This is a genomic window from Clostridium sp. 1001271st1 H5 (genome assembly GCF_005845215.1).
Taxonomy (GTDB): domain Bacteria; phylum Bacillota; class Clostridia; order Lachnospirales; family Lachnospiraceae; genus Enterocloster.
The window spans coordinates 127,577-146,194 of sequence record NZ_SPHO01000013.1 but is presented as its reverse complement, the minus strand read 5'-3'; the positions used below and the strand labels follow the sequence as shown (position 1 = coordinate 146,194).

Below are 18,618 nucleotides of genomic sequence, written 5' to 3'. Positions count from 1 at the left end.
CTCAGCATGTGAATGATTTAACTAAAAATCCAGCGCCAGCCGTATGAGGGCAATGTCCGCTTTTTCAAATACCATCCGGCTTCCGTCTTCCATGGTCAGCGTCACAGTATTTTCATCATATGCACTGAGGGCGCCCGTAAATTCCTTTTGCTTGTTAAGCTGACGGTAAAGCCTTACATCCACATCCTTGCCCATGCTTCTCACGAAGTCCTTTTCCTTCTTAAGAGGACGGCCTAATCCCGGCGAACTGACTTCCAGAATATAACTGTCATCAATGAAATCCTCTTTATCCAGCCAGTCGCTTAAGGCCCTGCTGATGACTTCACAGTCATCTACGGCAATCCCGCCTTCTTTATCTATATAAGCTCTCAGGTACCAGGTACCTGCTTCCTTTACATATTCCACGTCTACCAGTTCAAACCCATGCTCTTCCATCAGTGGAAGGAGGTGTTTCTCCACCCGGCTCTCATAGCTCTCCTTTTTTCCCATCGTTCCACCACCTTTCCTGTCTTTCCAAAACGAAAGAGTGGACTGGTGTCCACTCTTTTATCAGTAATCTACATTAGTTATCGTATACACTATACCATCATGCCGCTGTAAATGCAAGCATTTTCAAGGATTTTATCGAAAATTTCCTTTGAATCAAAGCATTGCACGTCCTCTGCACCAGGTCTGGAGCACGCTGTAATCATCATCCAGAACCACCAAATCCCCATCGCAGCCCGCTGCAATCCTTCCCTTTCTATCATCCACGCCCAGACATCTGGCCGGGTTGATGGTACAGGAATTAAGAGCGGTGTCAAAGGGCACCAGGGCCTGCTCCACCAGGATTTTAAGACCCCGGTTCATGTTCAGGGTGCTTCCTGCTATGGTATCTGTTCCCTTGAGCCGGGCCAGTCCGTCCTCGCCTATCTCTATGTCATGGCCGCCCAGCTGGTACTGTCCTCCCGGAGGGCAGTGCTTGGCTCTGAGGGAATCGCTAATCATAATGGAATAATCACGCCCCTTGGCTGTAAAGAAGTTATTCAGGGCCGCCAGGTGGGAGTGGCACCCGTCGCAGATAATTTCCCCGTAAATATCCCTTACCCTGAGGGCAGTTCCTACCAGTCCTGGCTTGCGGTGATGGTAAGGAGTCATGCCGTTATATACATGGGTCATGGACGACGCGCCGTTGGCAATGCCTAAAAGCGCCTGCTCGTAAGTGGCCGCTGAATGGCCCATGCTTACCACCACGCCATGGGTGGAACAGTATCTTGTGAGTGCATGGTCCGGGTCCCGCTCCGGCGCCAGCGTGATATATTTGATGAGGCCTTCCGCCGCCTCCTGATAACGCTTAAACTGCTCCACAGATGCAGTGGCTATGGCCTCAGGCGGCTGCGCGCCCTTGTACTCCATATCCAGGAACGGTCCTTCAAAATGGATGCCCAGTATTTCAGCGCCTTCGTAGCCCTCCTTCACCACCGCCGCCACATTGGCCACGGCATTGGTGAGCACATCCGGCATCTGGGTCACGGTGGTCGGCAGGATGGCTGTGACTCCCTCCTCCGGTATCCGCTTCATCCAATTGCGGAGCCCTTCCGGCTCGCCGTCATTTGTGTCAAAATCATATGCCCCGTGGGTGTGGATATCAATGAACCCCGGCACGATTCTCTTGTCCCCGTAATCATGGTCCGCCGGTCCCGCGCCGTACTCACGGATACGGCTGATGACTCCATCCTCAATCTCCATCTGGGCTGCCATGAACTGGCCTGCTATCCAGACTCTCTTACCCTGAATCCTCATAGTTTCTTCTCCTTCCATCTATGTGTGTTCTCTATATTAATTCCCCTTAGTTATAAGTATATCACGTTAGAAATATTTTTCAATATAGTTTTTAAAATAAAAATTATTTTTATTTCATAATGCAGAACACGGCCATGGCAGCAAAGAATATGCGGACCCCGTCCATCCGCGAAGCGGAATGTAAAAGGCAGGAGCCTGCAACACACAGCATGCGATGCACAGTTCCTGCCCTATCTTCATTATATGGACTTGTATTCTTTATATGGACCTTTATTGTGAGATTACGGCTCCTTTTCCGGCTGCAGCTTATTTCCGTCCAGCAGCGCCGCTATCTCCGCAAACGGCTCCACGCTCCGCCTCAATATCCCCTGGATATAGGCAATGGCTATACCATAGTTGGTCATGGGAATCCCCTGGTCCTGGGCGCATTTCATCCTGTACTTCATCTCCCGCTCATTCAGCATACAGCCTCCGCAGTGGATAATCATGCGGTAACTCCCCAGTTCATCCGGGAACTCCGTACCTGAGGTGAACACGAATTCCGGCTCTGTCCCAGTATACTCCCGTATCCACCCGGGCAGCTTGACGGTGCCGATGTCCTCGCACTGCCTGTGATGGGTACAGCCCTCGGAAATCAGGATTCTGTCGCCCTTTCCTATGTCATCCAGAGCCCTGACGCCTTCCACCATCGGCTCCAGGCTGCCCTTGTAGCGGGCAAAGAGAATGGAGAAGGAGGTAAGCAGGATATCCTCCGGCGTATCTGCACTGACCTTTGCAAACACCTGGCTGTCGGTAATGACCATTCTGGGCTTCTTCCCCAGGGAGGACAGGGTGTTTTTAAGTCCGTTTTCCCTGACCACCACAGACACGGCATCCGCTTCCAGGATGTCCCGTATGGTCTGCTGCTGGGGCAGAATCAGGCGTCCCTTGGGAGCCGCCTTATCAATAGGCACCACCAACACTGCCACATCAGAGGGGGAAAGCAGGTCCCCCACGATTTTCCTGCTGCTTTCCTGGGTCTTTCCCAGCCTGGCCAGACACTCCTTAAGCGCCCCAATACCCTGACCGGTATGGGCGCTGACAGCCAGGACAGGAACGGATTCAGGAATCCCCTCAGGCCTTTGCCTGACAGCCCCGTCCCATGCCCCCTCCATACGCCTGAGGGTCCTGTCCAAATCCGCCTTGTTTAAGACCGCTGCACAGGGAATCTGCTTTTCCCTTATCCTTTTCAGGAGGGCATAATCTTCCGGGGCAGGACCGTGACAGGCATCCATCACCAGCACAGCCACATCCGTCTTGTTGAGCACCTGACAGCTCTTCCTCACCCTCAGGCTGCCCAGCTCCCCCTGGTCGTCAATCCCCGGCGTGTCTATCATCATCACAGGGCCCAGGGGAAGCAGCTCCATGGCTTTATACACAGGGTCCGTGGTGGTCCCCTTCACGTCCGACACCACGGCCAGGTCCTGACCCGTAACCGCGTTCAGCACGCTGGATTTGCCGGCATTTCTCCTTCCAAAAAATCCAATATGTATCCGGTCCGATGCCGGCGTATTGTTCATTCCCATGGCCTTTTGCTCCTTTTCCCTGATTGCCTGTCTGCCTGCTATCCATTCCATCCCGCCTGCATTTTGCCGGCTGGAACCGCTAAAACCCGAACCCCCTGACGCCCTGTTTAATCGTCTAAAACCTGAAATCCCTGACGCCCTGTTCAATCTTGGCCAGGTTATCCCTGACAATCTGCTGTACCTTCTCCTTTGGTATGCTTCCGATTTCCTTTTCTATAAGCGCCTCGCCGATGCGCCTTGTCTCCTGGGAGCTGTAATCCATGAGATACTCCTTCAGCGTCATAAGGGCATTGGGATGGCAGCAGTTCTGAATCTGACCGCTTTTGCACAGGGACATGAACCGGTCGCCGGTGCGCCCTTCCCGGTAGCAGGCCGTACAGAAGCTGGGAATATACCCCATTCCCATAAGCCAGTTCACCACCTGGTCCAGGGTCCGGTTGTCGCTCACAACGAACTGGGCCGAACATTCCTCCTCAGGCTCCGGTTCAAAGTAGCCGCCAACACTTGTCTTGGAACCTCCGCTGATTTGGGAAATGCCCAGATGCAGCACCCGTTCCCTGGTCTTCTGGCTCTCCCTGGTGGATACTATCATGCCTGTGTACGGGACCGCGATGCGGATGCAGGCCACCAGCTTGGCAAAGATGTCGTCGTCAATTCCGTTGTCAAAGGAATCCGGGTCAATGTCGTCCGCCCTCCGTATCCTGGGCACGCTGATGGTGTGGGGTCCCACTCCGAACACCGCCTCCAGATGCTCTGCATGCATCAAAAGTCCGGCAAACTCATACCGGTAAAGCTCCAGGCCGAACAGCACGCCGCAGCCCACATCGTCAATACCTCCTGTCTGGGCCCGGTCCATGGCCTCTGTGTGGTAACAGTAGTCATGCTTTGGACCTGTGGGATGAAGCTTTTCATAGCTCTCCTTGTGATATGTCTCCTGGAACAGAATGTATGTACCGATTCCCGCGTCCTTAAGCTTCCTGTAATTCTCCACCGTGGTGGCTGCAATGTTCACATTGACACGGCGTATGGCGCCGTTCTTGTGTTTGATGCTGTAAATTGTGTCGATGGATTCCAGCATATATTCAATGGGGTTATGCACCGGGTCCTCCCCTGTTTCCAGGGCCAGGCGTTTATGTCCCATATCCTGCAGCGCCATGACCTCCCTGCGGATTTCATCCTGGGTCAGCTTCTTTCTGGGGATATGCTTGTTCTTGGCATGGTAGGGACAGTACACACATCCGTTGACGCAGTAGTTGGACAGGTACAGGGGCGCAAACAGTACGATGCGGTTTCCATAGAAATCCTTTTTAATCTGCTCCGCCAGCTGGTAAATCTCCTGGTTCTTGTCCTCCAGGTCACAGTCCAGAAGCACCATGGCTTCCCTGTGGGTCAGGCCCCTGCGCTCTCTGGCCTTTGCCAGAATTTCGTCAATCAGCTCCCTGTTGGTGCGGTTTGCCTCCCCGTAGGCAAGAGTCTCCTCAATTTCCCCGTGATGGATGAATTCCTCTGCCCGGGATGATTTTGGGTCGTAGTTCATGTTTTTCCTCTCCTTTTCTTGCCGGGTCAGGGCCCATGGCCATGGCGGCCTGCAGCACTTCCCCGTCAGATGATTTATGTCGTTTTATCAACAACCAATATTGGAGTACAGGGCCTTGGAGGTAATGCCCTGAAGCCTGCCCAGCTTACCGGACAGGGCGCTTATGATGTCCTGGGGCGCATCCACCACAACGCTGATAATATTCACCTTTTTCTTTGCATAGGGAAGCCCCATCCTCCCAATGATATACCGGCTGTACTGGTGGAGCAGCTCGTTGACGCTCTCCACTGAATCCTTATTTTCCACTATGATGCCAATGACTGCGATTCTTGTCTCCATAATAATCCCTCCCAGAGCGCCCTGCCCTTCCCGGCATTGTGTAAGAATCAGGTGTAATACCTGCCTATAAAAAAAGGATACGCCAAAAAGGCGTATCCTGAACATACTGCTACATCTGTGTCCCCGCCTTCCCCTTCAGCTCTGCTTCAGGTCAGTCCTTCACATATCCTGTTATGGGACCTGCAGCCATCACTTTGCTGTAAGGCAAGCCTGTCAGCGCAGATACCAGTACTGTATACTGCGGCGCACATCCGTTTTTCTTATCTTACTACAGGCCAGGGGGACTGTCAATCACTATTGCGGAAATAATATCCGGCATCATACAGCCTTGTCATTTCCACACTGCTTGAAAGACCCGGTAAAAATTTCCATATGCCACCGCGCCCAGCTCCTCATCCGTATATCCCCTGTCCCTCAGCACCCTCAGGAGATTGCCCGCCTCCGTCTCATTTGCAACGCCTTTGCCGCTTGGTGAATCCAGATTGGAACTAAAGGAGCCCAGGGCCTCCTGTCCCAGATAATCATCAAAATCATATCCCAGGCCAATGTGGCGGATTCCAATTAAATCCGCAATATATTCCACATGGTCCGCCAGATGCTCCACATCCTGGTTCTCAGGCTGTTCATCGATGAATTCCCGCAGGCTGTTCATTCCCACCAGACCGTCTGTAGCCGCAATCTCTTTCAGCATATCGTCCGACAGGTTGCGCATGACCGGGCACAGGGACCTGGCGTTTGAGTGGGAGGCAATAACAGGGCCTCCGGCCAGCCTCATAACATCCCAGAACCCCTTGTCATTCAGATGGGAAACATCCATTACCATTCCCAAATCCTGAATTCTTCTCACAGCCCTTACTCCTGCCTGCGTCAGCCCCTGGTCCTTATCCCGGGGCCATCCCGCAGCCAGTGCATTCTGCTCGTTCCAGGTAAGCATGGCGTGCCGGACCCCCACCTCATCATAGAAGAAGTTAATCCGGTCAATATCCTCCCCTATCTGGCTCAGCCCTTCCATCCCGGTCACCACATTGATTTTTCCGGCAGCGGTCCCTGCCTCAAAATCCCGGAAGCAGGTTACTGGCTGCAGTATATCCGAAGCCTCCTTCAGTTCTGCGCGGATACTGTCCACAATCTGGGCAGAGCGCTTCACCGGGTCCTTATCATGGGGAGGGTCAATCCAAATCACAAAGATTCCTCCGGATACATTGCCCTCCCGGAATTTTTTCAGGTGACGGCGGCGGAATACATCGCATTCCTGATGCTCCACCCGCCGGCACGTAACATCCGTCCATATATCCCCATGCCCGTCAAAAATCATACGATGCCTCCTGTGCTCCTGTCTGCCGCGTCAAAATCATCCCGATGCTTTTTCTGGTTGAACATCACATACAGGGGCCTTTTATAGGTCAGGGCAGGGATGGGAAAAAGGACCTGCTGTCCCGCCATGAGATATTCCTTCACCCCCTGGTCACAGACGCCGCAGTCCACCTCTCTGTTGCAGATTCCCTGCAGGACCTGGGCTGTGTCAGGAAATTCCACCTTGCAGCTATCCGGCAGGCTGTCAATCTCCGGTCCGTTGGCAAACCCGGCAATGACCCCCAACTTATAGCCGGCAAGGCCAGCATACTCCTTTAACGCAAGAAGCGCCGGATTGATGGTGACAACCTCAGTCACCGCATACCGGAGCATCTTCGAGAAGTAAAATTTTTCCAGGCGTTCCGGTGAATCCTGGGCCTGGAACAGGACGTCCTGTTCCCCGGCCTGGAATTCCCTGTATATGCGGTCCCACGGTGCAATACATACCTCAGGGTCGTATCCTGCCGCCCGCAGGCGGCTTACCACAAGCTCATAATCCCTTCCCTTCATACTTCCGTCCCTGTCCACATACTGGTAGGGCGGAAAGGGGTCTGCACATACCTTTATCCTTGTCATATTATTTTCCCAGCTTTTCAGCCAGTGCCTTAAGCTCCGGTTCTACATATCTGCCATTTTCCAGAATCATCACATCATCTATGTAAATCGTACAGTTCAGGCAGATTCCGTCAATATGGCTCTTTGCGGACCTGGGAGCCCCGCCGGAATAGCAGGAGCCCTGGTGGCCGAATCCCCACTGGGTGCTTCCCCACACGCGCTCGTCCTCTGTTGTGCAGCCTTCCAGCCTGGCATTTGGATTCACGCCATAGCATACATGGGCTGCTATGTACATGTTGGGGTCATCCAGCTTCTTGTAGTAGGCGCGCAGGATGTCTGCCTGCTCTCCGCCCTGGATTTCCTGGATGCGCCCTTCCTTTACAATATAGCGTACCGGCTCGGACAGCTTGCCAAGCTCGGCATCTCCGCCTCCGGAGATGGTGCCGTCAAAGGCAATTACGCCGTGAATTGTTTCCTCCTTTGGCGCCCATCCAATCTGTCCCAGCAGGAAGTGGCCCCCTGCAAAGCTGTAATCGCACTCATTGGCAACCGGACGGTCAGGGTCATTTTCAAAGGTCACATCGGTTCCGGCCTCATTGGTAATACGCATTTTCTTTGCCTGCTTTGTCATGGCCGCAAGCCGGTTCTGGAATGCCTGCTGTACCTCCAAATCCACTTCTCCGATACAGCGCACAATCCGCTCCACGCTCAGTCCGCCCAGCATGACCTGGCGTGTGCGGCCGTTGGTGACAGCCTTATCCCATATAGGGGAATATAAAAGCCACTGGTCGTTCATCTCCACCCAGACATCCGTCTTATCCACACACTCGATTAATGGCTCCGGTAGATAAGGCATAGTCAGGGCGCCGTATCCTTTTGGCGTGGAATGCCATGCCACCATGGTTTTTGCCCCAAGCACCTCTGCTGCCTTTGCCATCTCCTCCACAACACGGAACTCCGCTTTGGAATCCACTGTAATCAACACACTTTCTCCCTTTTTCACCTGAATCAAATCATGCATCAGTTTGTAGCATGCATTTGCCAGTTCCAAATCCATAAATTTAGGCATATCGTTTTCCTCCTTATAGTTAAAAATTCATTATCATTAAACTTCCGTTTCTTCCCCGATGATTCCGGAATTTCCTCTGCCCAGGGTTTTCATGAGGACAAGGTGCAGAACCATGCTGGCTACCAAAGAATTGATGGAAGCAATGCCCCAATGTGCTGTAAATCCTATGACGATGCCGCCAATCATGCTGATAAACGCCCACGCATTTACCTTGCAGTACACGGTGCCTGCGCCATACTCATATTTCATTCCCTTCAGTAAATAGTAATCGCATATTATGACCCCGGCTACCGGAGGAAGGGCGACTCCCAGGATATTCAGCCAGGTGGTAAAGTAATCCGCCAGTCCCATGGCTCCCACAATGGTTGCAAGCACGCCGGTGACAATCACAATCTTATGCTTGGTAAACGGCAGGCAGTTGGACAGGCCCAGGCTGGCCGTATACAGGTTGTTGTCGTTGGTGGTCCACTGCGCCAGTATGAGAATCAGAAGGGCCGCCACCCCAAGTCCCATTGCCAGGAACGCAACAGGAGGGTCTGCTTCCCCGGTTGCCGCCGTAATCAGATAACCGGCCAGGATAACAAAGGTATTTGCAATGAGGTATCCGAAAATCGTTCCAAGCCAGGATGTTTTCGCATCCTTTGCATACCGGGTGATATCGGACTGGGCTGCCGCTCCTCCTGCAAAGGAACCCACTATGGCAACTATGGTGGCGCTTATGGTCGTGGGCTTTGACGGAATCAGATTCATAACAGCGTTCCAGCCTCCGGAGCCTTTAACCGCCACACCGACGCCCACAACGGAAAGAATCGCTATGGCCGGAACAGCAATATAGCTTAGGATATTCAGCCCCTTGTATCCCATATAAGCAGTTATCATCATCAGGATGCCGCCCCAGAAAGCGGCTACGTACTGGGATGTAATGATGCCTCCGTTGGGGAACAGGGCCGACATGGTTGAACCGAAGAACCCTACCTGCACAGCGTACCAGCCGGCCATGACTGCTGCCAGAAGAATACCAATGACCTTGGAGCCCTCTCTGCCGAAGGTATGCCTTGCCAGCATGGATGTGGACACGCCTTCCCTTGCACCGGCCGCGCCAATCAGGCCGCCGTACACGCTTAAGATAACATTTCCCACAATGACAGCCAGTATTGCCTCCTTAAAGCTCATTCCAAATCCCATGGCTGCTCCTGTGTACAGGCCGGACATGCATATGCAATACCCGGCTGCCACAAATGCAATACTGCAGAACCCCTTTTTCTCATTCTCCGGCACCCTCTGGGTGGCATTGTCATTTTGAGATTGTGCCGGGACATTTTCCTGCATCCTTTCTTTTGGCATTCTACCTTCCTCCTTTGTTTTCTGTTATTCTTTGTTTAACTATATCCCTTTCTCTCCCGGCTGTCAGCGTGTGGAAAAACAGAAAAACAGCCGTCTTATGTGCAGATACACATAAGGCGGCTGTCCTTTACACCCCTCCCCTTATTTTTCTTCCATAATATCAAAAATCATCAAAAAATTCAGCCGGTAAGGCATATCAAAGGGCGAGAATCCGAACAGCTCCACAATCTTATTCTTCCTCTGGAGGACCGTATTTTTATGTACAAAAAGCTTCTCTGCTGCCAGCTTCACATTCTCATTATTAACCAGCAGGCACTCCAGGGTGCCGGTCAGTTCCGTGCCGTGTTCCTCGTCATAGCGCAGCACCGGTTCCAGATGCTTATGGCACATTTCCACGATTTCCGGCTGTTTGCCCATCTGACGCAGCTTCTGGAAAAAATACACTGCATCATAAAAAACAACCTTATTTTCCCCATAGTGGTCCCTGCCCAAAGTAGCTGCCTGGAAGGCCTGGTTGTAGGCGTTTGGAATATCCGTCATGGACCCAAATGCATTGCTGACTCCTATGGAAACCGACAAGTCAAATTTACCATCAAATATCCTGAGCAGCTTCTCCCCCAGGGTGTGGAGATTTACGGACCCGTCCTGATGGTTCATGAAAAGCAGAATGGTATCGCTGCGGAACACCAGCCAGCTCTTGGGGTCGTATAGATTCAGAAGCTGTTTTACCTGCGACAGCAGGACCCGCCTGATATACCGCTGCATTTCCTGCTGCACCTTTGAATCAGTCACACTCTGTATGGAATTGATATTCACCACAATAATCTGATTCTTGTCCAGTACCGTCAGCCCCAGCTCCAGGCCCCGTTCCAGGGCCTTTGCATTGGACGGGAAATTCCACACCAGCAGGTCCGTCACATATTCCTCTATTACCTTCTCCCGGAAATGGGACACCTTGTTCCGTTTCTGCAGAATCAAGGTCCCGGATACCACCATGGAATTAATCAGGCCGTTTTTTATGTTGTCCTCAAAATCCCCGTCGTAATCCATGAAGAAAAGACCGAACAGATTCTTCTGGGAGCGAATCAGTACAATGGCATTTTTCCGTCCCTGTATATCCTGTACCGTATATCCGTCCCTGCTGCATTCAAATAAAATATGGTTGAAATTATCCTTCAGATACTCTTCCTCAGCCTGTACCCCCTCCGTTCCCCTGTCGGAATATATAACCTTTCCGTATGTATCGTAATAGGATACCTTCTTTTTCAGACGCCGGTTCATCTGCTGAAAGACCATGTCTATGTTTTCCTCATTCACCACCAGGTTCAGGAAATCATTGCGTACCATGGAATAGTCATTGGTGACCATGGCCCGTGTGTTTTCCTCATACAGCAGGGTGATGATGGGGTTCATGATTTCAATATAGGACACGTCTGTCCTGGCCTGAATCAGCGGAAATCCCGCCTCATCGCACAGCTGTATGATGCCAAGGTCAATCTGACGAATCCAGGTTCCCACATAACAGAGCACCAGACCGCAGCACTCGCAGTCTATCAGCGTTTCAATCACTTCCTTCTGCTGCTCCACATTGTCCCAGATTGCGTAAAAAGATGTAATATACAGCTGGTTTTTAAGAACCCACCTGGAAATATTATGTTCTGCCACTTCCAGGACACTGACACTTTCAATAGGTGCATCCAGCCCTTTTTTTCCTGCAACCACCGATGCCCCGAATAACCCTCCGAACTTCAAAGCCGCCTTAATTGTCAATCCCATATCAATCCCCCGCCATTCACTTCCCCCCGGCATGGCCGGCCCGGGTAAATCTAAATATAACATGGAAAAAAGGACTTCATGTTTGTTAAAATTCAGGTGCCTGATTTGAACAAAGCAGAAGTCCCCATACATAGTTTACACGACATGGGCCTGGAATGCAATAAACAATTTAGATTGAATTTGGGGTTGAATTCCGGGTCAATCCCCCCTACCTGGCGCCCCTTATATACGGCTTGCCCAATGCTTCCGGCGCGCTGTTCTTGCCAATGGAGCCCAGAAGTGCAACCAGGGTTATGATGTAGGGCAGCATGGCCAGGGCCTGTGTGGGAAGCGGCACGCCGATGGCCTGAAGACGAATCTGAAGGGCATTGGCAGCGCCGAATATAAAGGCCGCCCCCATCATTCCAAAGGGTACATACCGGCCCAGTATAACAGCCGCCAGGGCAATATATCCGCGGCCGGATGTCATGTTCTCAGAGAAATTACCCACCTGCACCAGGACCAGATAGGCGCCTCCCAGACCTCCCAGCAGGCCGTTCAGCAGCACGGCCGCCCACTGGTACCGGTGTACGGGAATACCTGCGGAATCCGCTGCCCTGGGGTTTTCCCCGATTGCCGCAAAGGCCATTCCTTTGGATGTCTTTCTGTAGAAAAAGGTGACCAGGATTACCAGCACATAGACCCCGTAGGTCAGTATATCCTGGTTGAACAGTGCGTTTCCAATCAGGGGAATATCCCCCAGAAACGGAATCTTAAGCTTTGCAAAGGGCTCTATCTGCTGATAGGACTGGCCGCTTGACATCAGCTTATAGAGGAAACTGGTAACTCCGGCCATGAATATATTGATGGCGATTCCGCTGACAGACTGGTCTTTGGCCAGCCGGATGGACAGAAGCCCGTGAATGGCGCTGACCATTGCCCCGCCTGCCATTCCGCACAAAATACCAATGGCCAGGCTTCCGGAATAAAAGGTTCCGGCAAAGGAGAAAAAGGCCCCGCCCAGCATGACGCCCTCCATTCCGATATTGAGGATGCCCGCTTTCTCGGATATGGTCTCCCCCAGTCCGGCGTAAATCAGGGGCACTGCCATCCTTACTGAGGCCGTCAGAAAGGCCGTCAGGAAACCAACGGTCATGATTTGCTCTAACATGGTTTTTCCCCCTTTCTCTTCCTGTCAAACAATTCCCTGCCCAGAATCAGCAGCACAATCAGCCCCACCAGGATGTTGACGATGGCTGAGGGCACCCCCATCTGCCTCTGCATGGAATTTGCCCCCACCTCCAGGGCTGCAAACCCAATGGCTGCAAAGAGCACGCCCAGGGGATGGTTGGACGCCAGAAGGGCGATGAGCACTGCTGTGTATCCGCACTCACCGGAGATTCCCTCCAGGAGCTTCCTCTGCACGCCCATAACCTCCACGGCTCCTGCGATTCCTGCCAGACCGCCGCTTAAAAACGCAGAAATAATGATGTTCCTCACAACAGAGATTCCATTGCACTCAGCTGCCCGTTTGTTGAACCCAACCACCTTGATTTCATATCCCACTGTGGTTTTCTCCAGGATGAACCAGATAAGGAACACCATGAGCACGGCAATGATAAAGCCCGCGTGAAGCCTGGTGGGCTTTAGGAACCGGTAAAGGGTAACGGAAGGGTCCAGCTTGGGGGACTGGGGTATGCTGCCTGCCGGGTCCATAAGAAAGGTCCTGACCGCAATGCCCAGGAGATTGATGGCAATGTAATTCAGCATGATGGTCACAATGATTTCCGATATCCCCAGCTTTGCCTTAAACATAGCTGCTATCAGCGCCCACAGGCCGCCAAAGATAAATCCCATCAAAATGGCGCACAGGATGCGCAGCACCCCGGGAAGTCCGGTCCAGGTAAGGGCTGCCCACGCAGAGGCAAGGGCCCCTATGTAAAACTGCCCTTCTGCTCCTATGTTGAAAAAGCCGGTCCGAAACGCCACCGCGCAGCCCAGCCCTGTGAAAATCAGGGGCGTTGCCTTGACAAACACTTCCATAAACCCATTCAGATTTCCGAAAATACCTTTAAAAAACATGGCATAAGCCTCTGCCGGGCTTGCGTCCGACAGCATGATGAGAACCGTCCACACTGCCGCTGCAATGAGTCCGATGCCCGCTATCTCAAATACCTTTGATTTTCTATCCATTTGCCGCCTCCTTAGCAATACCGCCCATCAGCAGGCCAATCTTATGTATATCCGCCTCTTCCCTGGGCATCTCCCCTATGATACGGCCTTCATACATGACCAGGATGCGGTCGCAAAGCAACAGGATTTCATCCAGGTCAGCGGAAATCAGCAGGATGCTCATGCCGTCGTCCCTCTGTCTGATAAAGGTTTCATGCACAAACCGGGTGGCGCCGATATCCAGGCCCCTTGTGGGCTGGCTGGCCAGAATCAGGCTGGCCTCCTCAGATATCTCCCTGGAAAGTATGACCTTTTGCTGGTTTCCGCCACTCATCAGCTTAACCGGCGTGTGGATACCGCTTTTGCCTGAGGTCTTGATGCTGTATTCTTTCAGGGCCTCCTGGGCTCTGTACTCAGCCTCCTCGTAATCCAGCACCATTCTCCCTGAATATGGCCGCCGGTCAAAATCCCTTAAAATCAGGTTGTCCATCACGGTCATGTCCATGACCAGGCTGTCGTTCTGACGGTCATCCGAGATGTAGGATATGCCTTTTCTGAACCGCTGCTTCACATTCTTCCCGCTCATATCCGCTCCCAGGAATGTAATCTCTCCGCTGCTCATCCTGCGGATTCCTGTTATAACCTCAGCCAGTTCCTTCTGGCCGTTTCCCTCCACGCCTGCGACTCCCAGGATTTCTCCCCTGCGGATGGCAAAGCTTATATGGTCTAAGGCCAGCTTGGAGCTGTGCTTTTTGTGGAGGCACACATTACTGAGTTTTAAGGTTATTTCCCCTTCAGGGGCTTTCCCTACGTCCATATCCTTCTTAAGCTCCCGGCCAATCATGCAGGCTGACAGCTCCTCTGGCGTTGTCTCCTTTGTCACCAGGCTCTTAATCTTCCGGCCGTCCCGCAGCACCGTCACCCGGTCGCTGATATCCATGATTTCCCCCAGCCTGTGGGTGATGATGATGATTCCATATCCCTCATCCCGGAGCCGTTTCAACACCCCGAAGAAATTTTCCGTCTCCTGGGGCGTAAGAACGCCGGTGGGTTCATCCAGAATCAGCAGGCTCACATCCCGGTACAGGGCCTTAAGAATCTCCACCCTCTGCTGCTCTCCCACGGAAAGGGTATGGACAGGGGCCTCCGGTTTTACCAGAAGTCCGTAAGTCTCTGCAAGGCCCATAAGCTTTTTCCGTGCCGACTTCCGGTCCGCCACCATACCCTCCCCTTTAAGGCCCAGCATCACATTGTCCAGCACCGTCATTTTCTTCACCAGGGAAAAATGCTGGTGCACCATGCCGATTCCCCTGGCTATGGCCTCCCCCGGCGATTTAAATTCCACATGTTCACCTTTAAAACAGATTTCTCCCCTGTCCGCCTTATAAATGCCAAACAGAATATTCATGAGAGTGGTCTTGCCCGCCCCATTTTCTCCTAACAGCGCATGTATCTCCCCCTGTTCCACAGACAGGTCCACATCCTCATTGGCATACACGCCAGCAAAGGATTTGGTTATATGCTTCATCTCAAGTAATGGCATCTGCTCCATCCTTTCTTTCCAAACAGGGCCCGCACCCCCGGACACGCTCTGCTGCGTTTGGTTTGATGCAGGCCCTTTTCAGGAAATATCTTATGCTCTGGGCTTTGTATCACATGGTACTTCAAACGCTCCAGATTCAATTGCTGCAATCTTATCGGAAATCCGCTGCTTCAGCTCATCAGGAACAGCTGCATCCAGATTGTGGTAAGGCGCAACGCTCACTGCCCCGTCTGCCATTCCCAGCTGGTAGATGCCTCCCTCAAAGGTTCCGTCCACAACGGTCTTGAAGGCCAGCTCAATCACATGGGGAATATGGTAAACAGAGGAGGAAAGGATGGTGTCCGGAGCCAGGTCGTTCTGGTCATAGGAATCACCTGTGGCATAGACCTTTGCTTCCTTTGCAGCATTGATGGCTCCTGTTCCCGATTCGTTGGCACAGTGTCCGATTACATCCGCACCGCTGTCAATCATGGCCTGGGCAGCCTCCTTGCCAAGGGCTGTATCGGTAAAGGAACCGGTCCATGCGGTCTGTACCTGGATGTCCGGGTTTACCTCCTTTGCCCCGTCCTCAAATCCGTTCATAATCTTCACAAGGGAGGCACCCTGAATCGGCCCTATAAAGCCCACCTTGCCGCTCTCGGACATGCCGGCGGCCAGCATTCCCATGATGTATCCGCCTTCCTCACATTTTGACACATAGGAAGCCACATTATCAGCAGATACCTCGCCTTCAGTCACAATAAACTTTGTATCGGGATACTGCTCCGCCACATCCACAGCCGGGTCACCGAACTCGTATCCATGGCCGATGACAACGTCATATCCGCTGGCCGCATAATCCGCAAAAGCAGCCTCAATGTCATCCGGCGTCAGATTCTCCGTATAGGTCACCTCACAGCCGTAATCCGCCTCCAGAAGCTTAAGGCCGTCATAGGCTGACTGGCACCAGCCCATATCATTGGCTGCGCCGGACAGGCACAGGGCTACCTTATACGTCCTGCCGTCCGCTGCCTGTCCCCCTTCTGCCTGAGAGCCTTCTGCCTGCTTATCCGCCGTACCTGCTCCCTCTTTGTCCGCTGCCTGGGCAGCCTCTGTCTTTGCCGCTGTCTCCTTTGTTTCCCCGCTGCATCCGGTCAGGCCAAAGCCTGCCATGGACAATGCCAGGGCTGCCGCTGCTAAACGCTTTCTGTTTTTCATGTCTCTTATCCTTCCTTTTTCTTTCGATTTTTCAAATTTCCTCATTTGACTTTATAACGCCATTCAGCTCTGCAACACCCGAATCTGCATGGCGGTGATGAAATTCTCATTACGGCTCTCCACGAACTGGTCCAGTATATTAAAATTAATGGCCTGCGCCCCCAGCTTAAGATCTGGTCTGGCCTCCCTCAGGCGTCGTATGGTATCCGGCACGCCCTCATATCCTCCCAGATGGTATCCGCAGAGAAAATCGCCTCCCGGGATAATCTGGATTTTGGACCGGGGTATTGTCTTTGGTATCTCCTCATGGTCCGGATACAGGTAGGCCCCAAAGTATTTCCGGTCCCCCTCATAAAAGGCAATGGTGGGATAAAAGTAAAAGGAATTCTCCCTGTACAAAAGCTCCTCGTCTCCAATGGATATAAACTTCCGGTCCTCAAAATGCTTCACCGTAATCTCATCCAGGCGGATTCCCTTCATCTCCTGTTCCACAAACCGGATTTTTCTCTGGATGGCCTCGTCTATGTTGAGCAGCTCCTGCCACTGCCTGCGAAGCTCCTGGGAACGCTGCTTCATGATGTCTACGGCCTTGCTGGAGTTTAGGCTGGTTCTGGATTCCTTGATTTCTTCCAGGGAATAACCCAGGCGGCGCATATAGGACACCGTTGCCAGCTCGTATATCTGGTCGAACTCATATTTCCTGCGCCCGCTTTTTCCGCTGCGTTCCCTGGGTGAAAAGATGCCGATACTGTCATAATAGTACAGGGTCTGTATATTCAGCCCGAATAGCTCCGCCAACTCGCCAATGGTAAAATATTCCTTCACCCCGCCAACCTTCTTTCTTGTTATACTGCCGGATTTGGTGCCGGATTCCCTGTCAGATGAAATCCCTGTAAGCGCTGTGAGGCTCCCTGATAACCCTTGTGCACACAGCCTCACCCTCGCGGGCCAGCTTTCTTTCATCCACGCCCTTCAGGACTCCGTCCTTGTAAACAATGGTTCCGTTAATCATTGTCATCCATACCGGTCCGGTGAGTCCCACTCTTGCCAGCAGGTTCCTGGGGTCGTGGAGAGCTCCCGCCAGCTCCAGTGTTTCTGTGTCAATCATAAACAGGTCTGCTGCTTTTCCTGCTTCCAGGGACCCCAAATCAGGCCTTCCAAGGGTCCTGGCCCCGTTTATGGTGGCCACCTTTAGCATATCATAGGCAGAGGTGCATCCCCCTCTCTCCTTGGTGTGGCAGGCCTGCATCAGATAAGCCATGCGCAGGGCATCCATCAGATTGGAGCTGTCATTGGTGGCGGAACCATCGCATCCCAGGCTCACCAGAATGCCGGCTTCCTGCATTTCCTTAATATTGAGAATCGGAAAACCGCCCAGTACGGCCGGCGCCGGACAGTGGGAAACCCCGGTGCCGGTGGCTGCCAGCACCTTATACTCGTCCTTTGTCACTTCCCAGTCATGGGCATACCATACATCCTCACCAATGAATCCCATCTCCCCGCACCAGTCCATGGTGCGCATGCCCCAGCGGGCCACCATGCCTTCGTTCTCTCCTTCGCCCAGATGGGTGTGCATCCTGACCCCCTTATCCCTGGCCATGGCAACGGTTTCCGCAAAGGTTTCCCTGCGGCAGTTAATGGGCTGGCAGGGAGCCATAACAATCTGTTTCATGGAAAATGGCCTGGAATCATGATACAGTCCAATCAGCCTGTCACAGTCCTTTAAGAACCCGTCCGTTGTCTCCAGCATATTGTCGGGAATGGAGCTTCCCTCGCTTCTGGGCAGAGTGTTGGTTCCTCTTCCGGCGTGGTACCGGATGCCTAAAAGCTCCGCTGCCTCCATCTGGCGGTCCACAGGGGAACAGCCTGTCTTTTTGGTGTAGCAGTACTGGTGGTCAAAGGCACAGGTACATCCGTGTTTAATCAAATCCGCAAAGGATGTAAGGGTGGAGTAATAAATCACGTCGGAATCAATGTTCTGGAATATGCGGTAAATCTTATCAATCCAGTCCATCACCATCATATTGGGATAGTCAATGGTTATGAGGTTGCGCACAAAGGTCTGGAAAAAGTGATGATGGGTGTTAATCAGACCCGGATACACAAATTTTCCGTCGGCACGGATTACCTGGATGTCCTCACGGCTCAAATCCCCTGCCCCTTCCGGGCCCTGTCCCTTCATCAGGTCCCTGCCGATTGCCAGTATCTTCGGTCCCTCAATCAGCATATCCGCATCCCTGTAAACCCGGTCTTCCCCGTCACAGGACACGATTGCCTTTGCATTCTTAATAAGAATCTTCCTGTCCATTCCTTACCTCTCTTTCGGAAATGTCTTAAGTAAAAAGACCGGCTTTGCCAGCCGGTCCTTTCCGTTTGGCTCTTGAATTCATTATATATCCTATAGTTA

At 52.5% G+C, this 18,618-nt stretch carries 16 protein-coding genes; all 16 read right to left on the bottom strand.

Annotated features, from left to right (window positions below; translation table 11 throughout):
* Positions 1 to 21 precede the first annotated feature (21 nt).
* The 16 genes from rimP to FGS84_RS19615 all read right to left on the bottom strand — a co-directional run bounded on the left by rimP (position 22) and on the right by FGS84_RS19615 (position 18,519).
* Complete coding sequence (gene rimP, locus FGS84_RS19690) at positions 22 to 489, bottom strand: ribosome maturation factor RimP (RefSeq protein ID WP_138310096.1); 468 nt, start codon at positions 487 to 489, stop codon at positions 22 to 24.
* 153 nt (positions 490 to 642) lie between these two features.
* A complete protein-coding gene (gene nagA, locus FGS84_RS19685; RefSeq protein WP_138310095.1) occupies positions 643 to 1,782 on the bottom strand; it encodes an N-acetylglucosamine-6-phosphate deacetylase in 1,140 nt (379 codons plus the stop codon).
* A gap of 281 nt (positions 1,783 to 2,063) precedes the next feature.
* Complete coding sequence (hydF, locus tag FGS84_RS19680; RefSeq protein WP_138310124.1) at positions 2,064 to 3,347, bottom strand: [FeFe] hydrogenase H-cluster maturation GTPase HydF; 1,284 nt, start codon at positions 3,345 to 3,347, stop codon at positions 2,064 to 2,066.
* A 115-nt stretch (positions 3,348 to 3,462) separates the two neighbouring features.
* Positions 3,463 to 4,884, bottom strand: a complete 1,422-nt coding sequence (gene hydG, locus FGS84_RS19675; protein ID WP_138310094.1) for a [FeFe] hydrogenase H-cluster radical SAM maturase HydG — start codon at positions 4,882 to 4,884, stop codon at positions 3,463 to 3,465.
* Between the two features lie 87 nt (positions 4,885 to 4,971).
* Entirely contained in the window at positions 4,972 to 5,223 is a 252-nt protein-coding gene (locus FGS84_RS19670) for a TM1266 family iron-only hydrogenase system putative regulator (RefSeq protein ID WP_138310093.1), read from the bottom strand.
* Between the two features lie 331 nt (positions 5,224 to 5,554).
* Complete coding sequence (locus FGS84_RS19665) at positions 5,555 to 6,538, bottom strand: dipeptidase (protein WP_138310092.1); 984 nt, start codon at positions 6,536 to 6,538, stop codon at positions 5,555 to 5,557.
* The gene (locus tag FGS84_RS19660; RefSeq protein ID WP_138310091.1) at positions 6,535 to 7,152 is read right to left on the bottom strand and encodes a transporter substrate-binding domain-containing protein; all 618 of its coding nucleotides are present in this window, start codon (positions 7,150 to 7,152) and stop codon (positions 6,535 to 6,537) included. The genes FGS84_RS19665 and FGS84_RS19660 overlap by 4 nt, the downstream gene beginning before the upstream one ends.
* 1 nt (position 7,153) lies before the next feature.
* Entirely contained in the window at positions 7,154 to 8,200 is a 1,047-nt protein-coding gene (locus FGS84_RS19655) for a leucyl aminopeptidase (protein ID WP_138310090.1), read from the bottom strand.
* A 36-nt stretch (positions 8,201 to 8,236) separates the two neighbouring features.
* On the bottom strand, positions 8,237 to 9,544 hold the full coding sequence (locus tag FGS84_RS19650) for a cytosine permease (protein WP_138310089.1): 1,308 nt from the start codon (positions 9,542 to 9,544) through the stop codon (positions 8,237 to 8,239).
* Between the two features lie 141 nt (positions 9,545 to 9,685).
* The gene (locus FGS84_RS19645) at positions 9,686 to 11,320 is read right to left on the bottom strand and encodes a PucR family transcriptional regulator (protein ID WP_138310088.1); all 1,635 of its coding nucleotides are present in this window, start codon (positions 11,318 to 11,320) and stop codon (positions 9,686 to 9,688) included.
* Between the two features lie 208 nt (positions 11,321 to 11,528).
* A complete protein-coding gene (locus tag FGS84_RS19640) occupies positions 11,529 to 12,470 on the bottom strand; it encodes an ABC transporter permease (RefSeq protein WP_138310087.1) in 942 nt (313 codons plus the stop codon).
* On the bottom strand, positions 12,464 to 13,492 hold the full coding sequence (locus FGS84_RS19635; RefSeq protein ID WP_138310086.1) for an ABC transporter permease: 1,029 nt from the start codon (positions 13,490 to 13,492) through the stop codon (positions 12,464 to 12,466). Before FGS84_RS19635 ends, FGS84_RS19640 begins: the two co-directional genes overlap by 7 nt.
* A complete protein-coding gene (locus FGS84_RS19630) occupies positions 13,485 to 15,014 on the bottom strand; it encodes an ABC transporter ATP-binding protein (RefSeq protein WP_138310085.1) in 1,530 nt (509 codons plus the stop codon). The genes FGS84_RS19635 and FGS84_RS19630 overlap by 8 nt, the downstream gene beginning before the upstream one ends.
* A 90-nt stretch (positions 15,015 to 15,104) precedes the next feature.
* Positions 15,105 to 16,211, bottom strand: coding sequence for a BMP family protein (locus FGS84_RS19625; protein ID WP_138310084.1), 1,107 nt, complete (start codon positions 16,209 to 16,211; stop codon positions 15,105 to 15,107).
* A gap of 63 nt (positions 16,212 to 16,274) precedes the next feature.
* Positions 16,275 to 17,036, bottom strand: coding sequence for a MerR family transcriptional regulator (locus FGS84_RS19620; RefSeq protein WP_138310083.1), 762 nt, complete (start codon positions 17,034 to 17,036; stop codon positions 16,275 to 16,277).
* A 52-nt stretch (positions 17,037 to 17,088) separates the two neighbouring features.
* Positions 17,089 to 18,519 (bottom strand): amidohydrolase, encoded by a 1,431-nt coding sequence (locus FGS84_RS19615; protein ID WP_138310082.1) that lies wholly within the window; start codon positions 18,517 to 18,519, stop codon positions 17,089 to 17,091.
* Positions 18,520 to 18,618 lie beyond the last annotated feature (99 nt).

What these genes read in the sequence shown, in the direction of transcription:
- rimP (WP_138310096.1), bottom strand. Translation starts at nt 489, where the DNA reads ATGGGAAAAAAGGAGAGCTATGAGAGCCGGGTGGAGAAACACCTCCTT.
- nagA (WP_138310095.1), bottom strand. Translation starts at nt 1,782, where the DNA reads ATGAGGATTCAGGGTAAGAGAGTCTGGATAGCAGGCCAGTTCATGGCA.
- hydF (WP_138310124.1), bottom strand. Translation starts at nt 3,347, where the DNA reads ATGGGAATGAACAATACGCCGGCATCGGACCGGATACATATTGGATTT.
- hydG (WP_138310094.1), bottom strand. Translation starts at nt 4,884, where the DNA reads ATGAACTACGACCCAAAATCATCCCGGGCAGAGGAATTCATCCATCAC.
- FGS84_RS19670 (WP_138310093.1), bottom strand. Translation starts at nt 5,223, where the DNA reads ATGGAGACAAGAATCGCAGTCATTGGCATCATAGTGGAAAATAAGGAT.
- FGS84_RS19665 (WP_138310092.1), bottom strand. Translation starts at nt 6,538, where the DNA reads ATGATTTTTGACGGGCATGGGGATATATGGACGGATGTTACGTGCCGG.
- FGS84_RS19660 (WP_138310091.1), bottom strand. Translation starts at nt 7,152, where the DNA reads ATGACAAGGATAAAGGTATGTGCAGACCCCTTTCCGCCCTACCAGTAT.
- FGS84_RS19655 (WP_138310090.1), bottom strand. Translation starts at nt 8,200, where the DNA reads ATGCCTAAATTTATGGATTTGGAACTGGCAAATGCATGCTACAAACTG.
- FGS84_RS19650 (WP_138310089.1), bottom strand. Translation starts at nt 9,544, where the DNA reads ATGCCAAAAGAAAGGATGCAGGAAAATGTCCCGGCACAATCTCAAAAT.
- FGS84_RS19645 (WP_138310088.1), bottom strand. Translation starts at nt 11,320, where the DNA reads ATGGGATTGACAATTAAGGCGGCTTTGAAGTTCGGAGGGTTATTCGGG.
- FGS84_RS19640 (WP_138310087.1), bottom strand. Translation starts at nt 12,470, where the DNA reads ATGTTAGAGCAAATCATGACCGTTGGTTTCCTGACGGCCTTTCTGACG.
- FGS84_RS19635 (WP_138310086.1), bottom strand. Translation starts at nt 13,492, where the DNA reads ATGGATAGAAAATCAAAGGTATTTGAGATAGCGGGCATCGGACTCATT.
- FGS84_RS19630 (WP_138310085.1), bottom strand. Translation starts at nt 15,014, where the DNA reads ATGCCATTACTTGAGATGAAGCATATAACCAAATCCTTTGCTGGCGTG.
- FGS84_RS19625 (WP_138310084.1), bottom strand. Translation starts at nt 16,211, where the DNA reads ATGAAAAACAGAAAGCGTTTAGCAGCGGCAGCCCTGGCATTGTCCATG.
- FGS84_RS19615 (WP_138310082.1), bottom strand. Translation starts at nt 18,519, where the DNA reads ATGGACAGGAAGATTCTTATTAAGAATGCAAAGGCAATCGTGTCCTGT.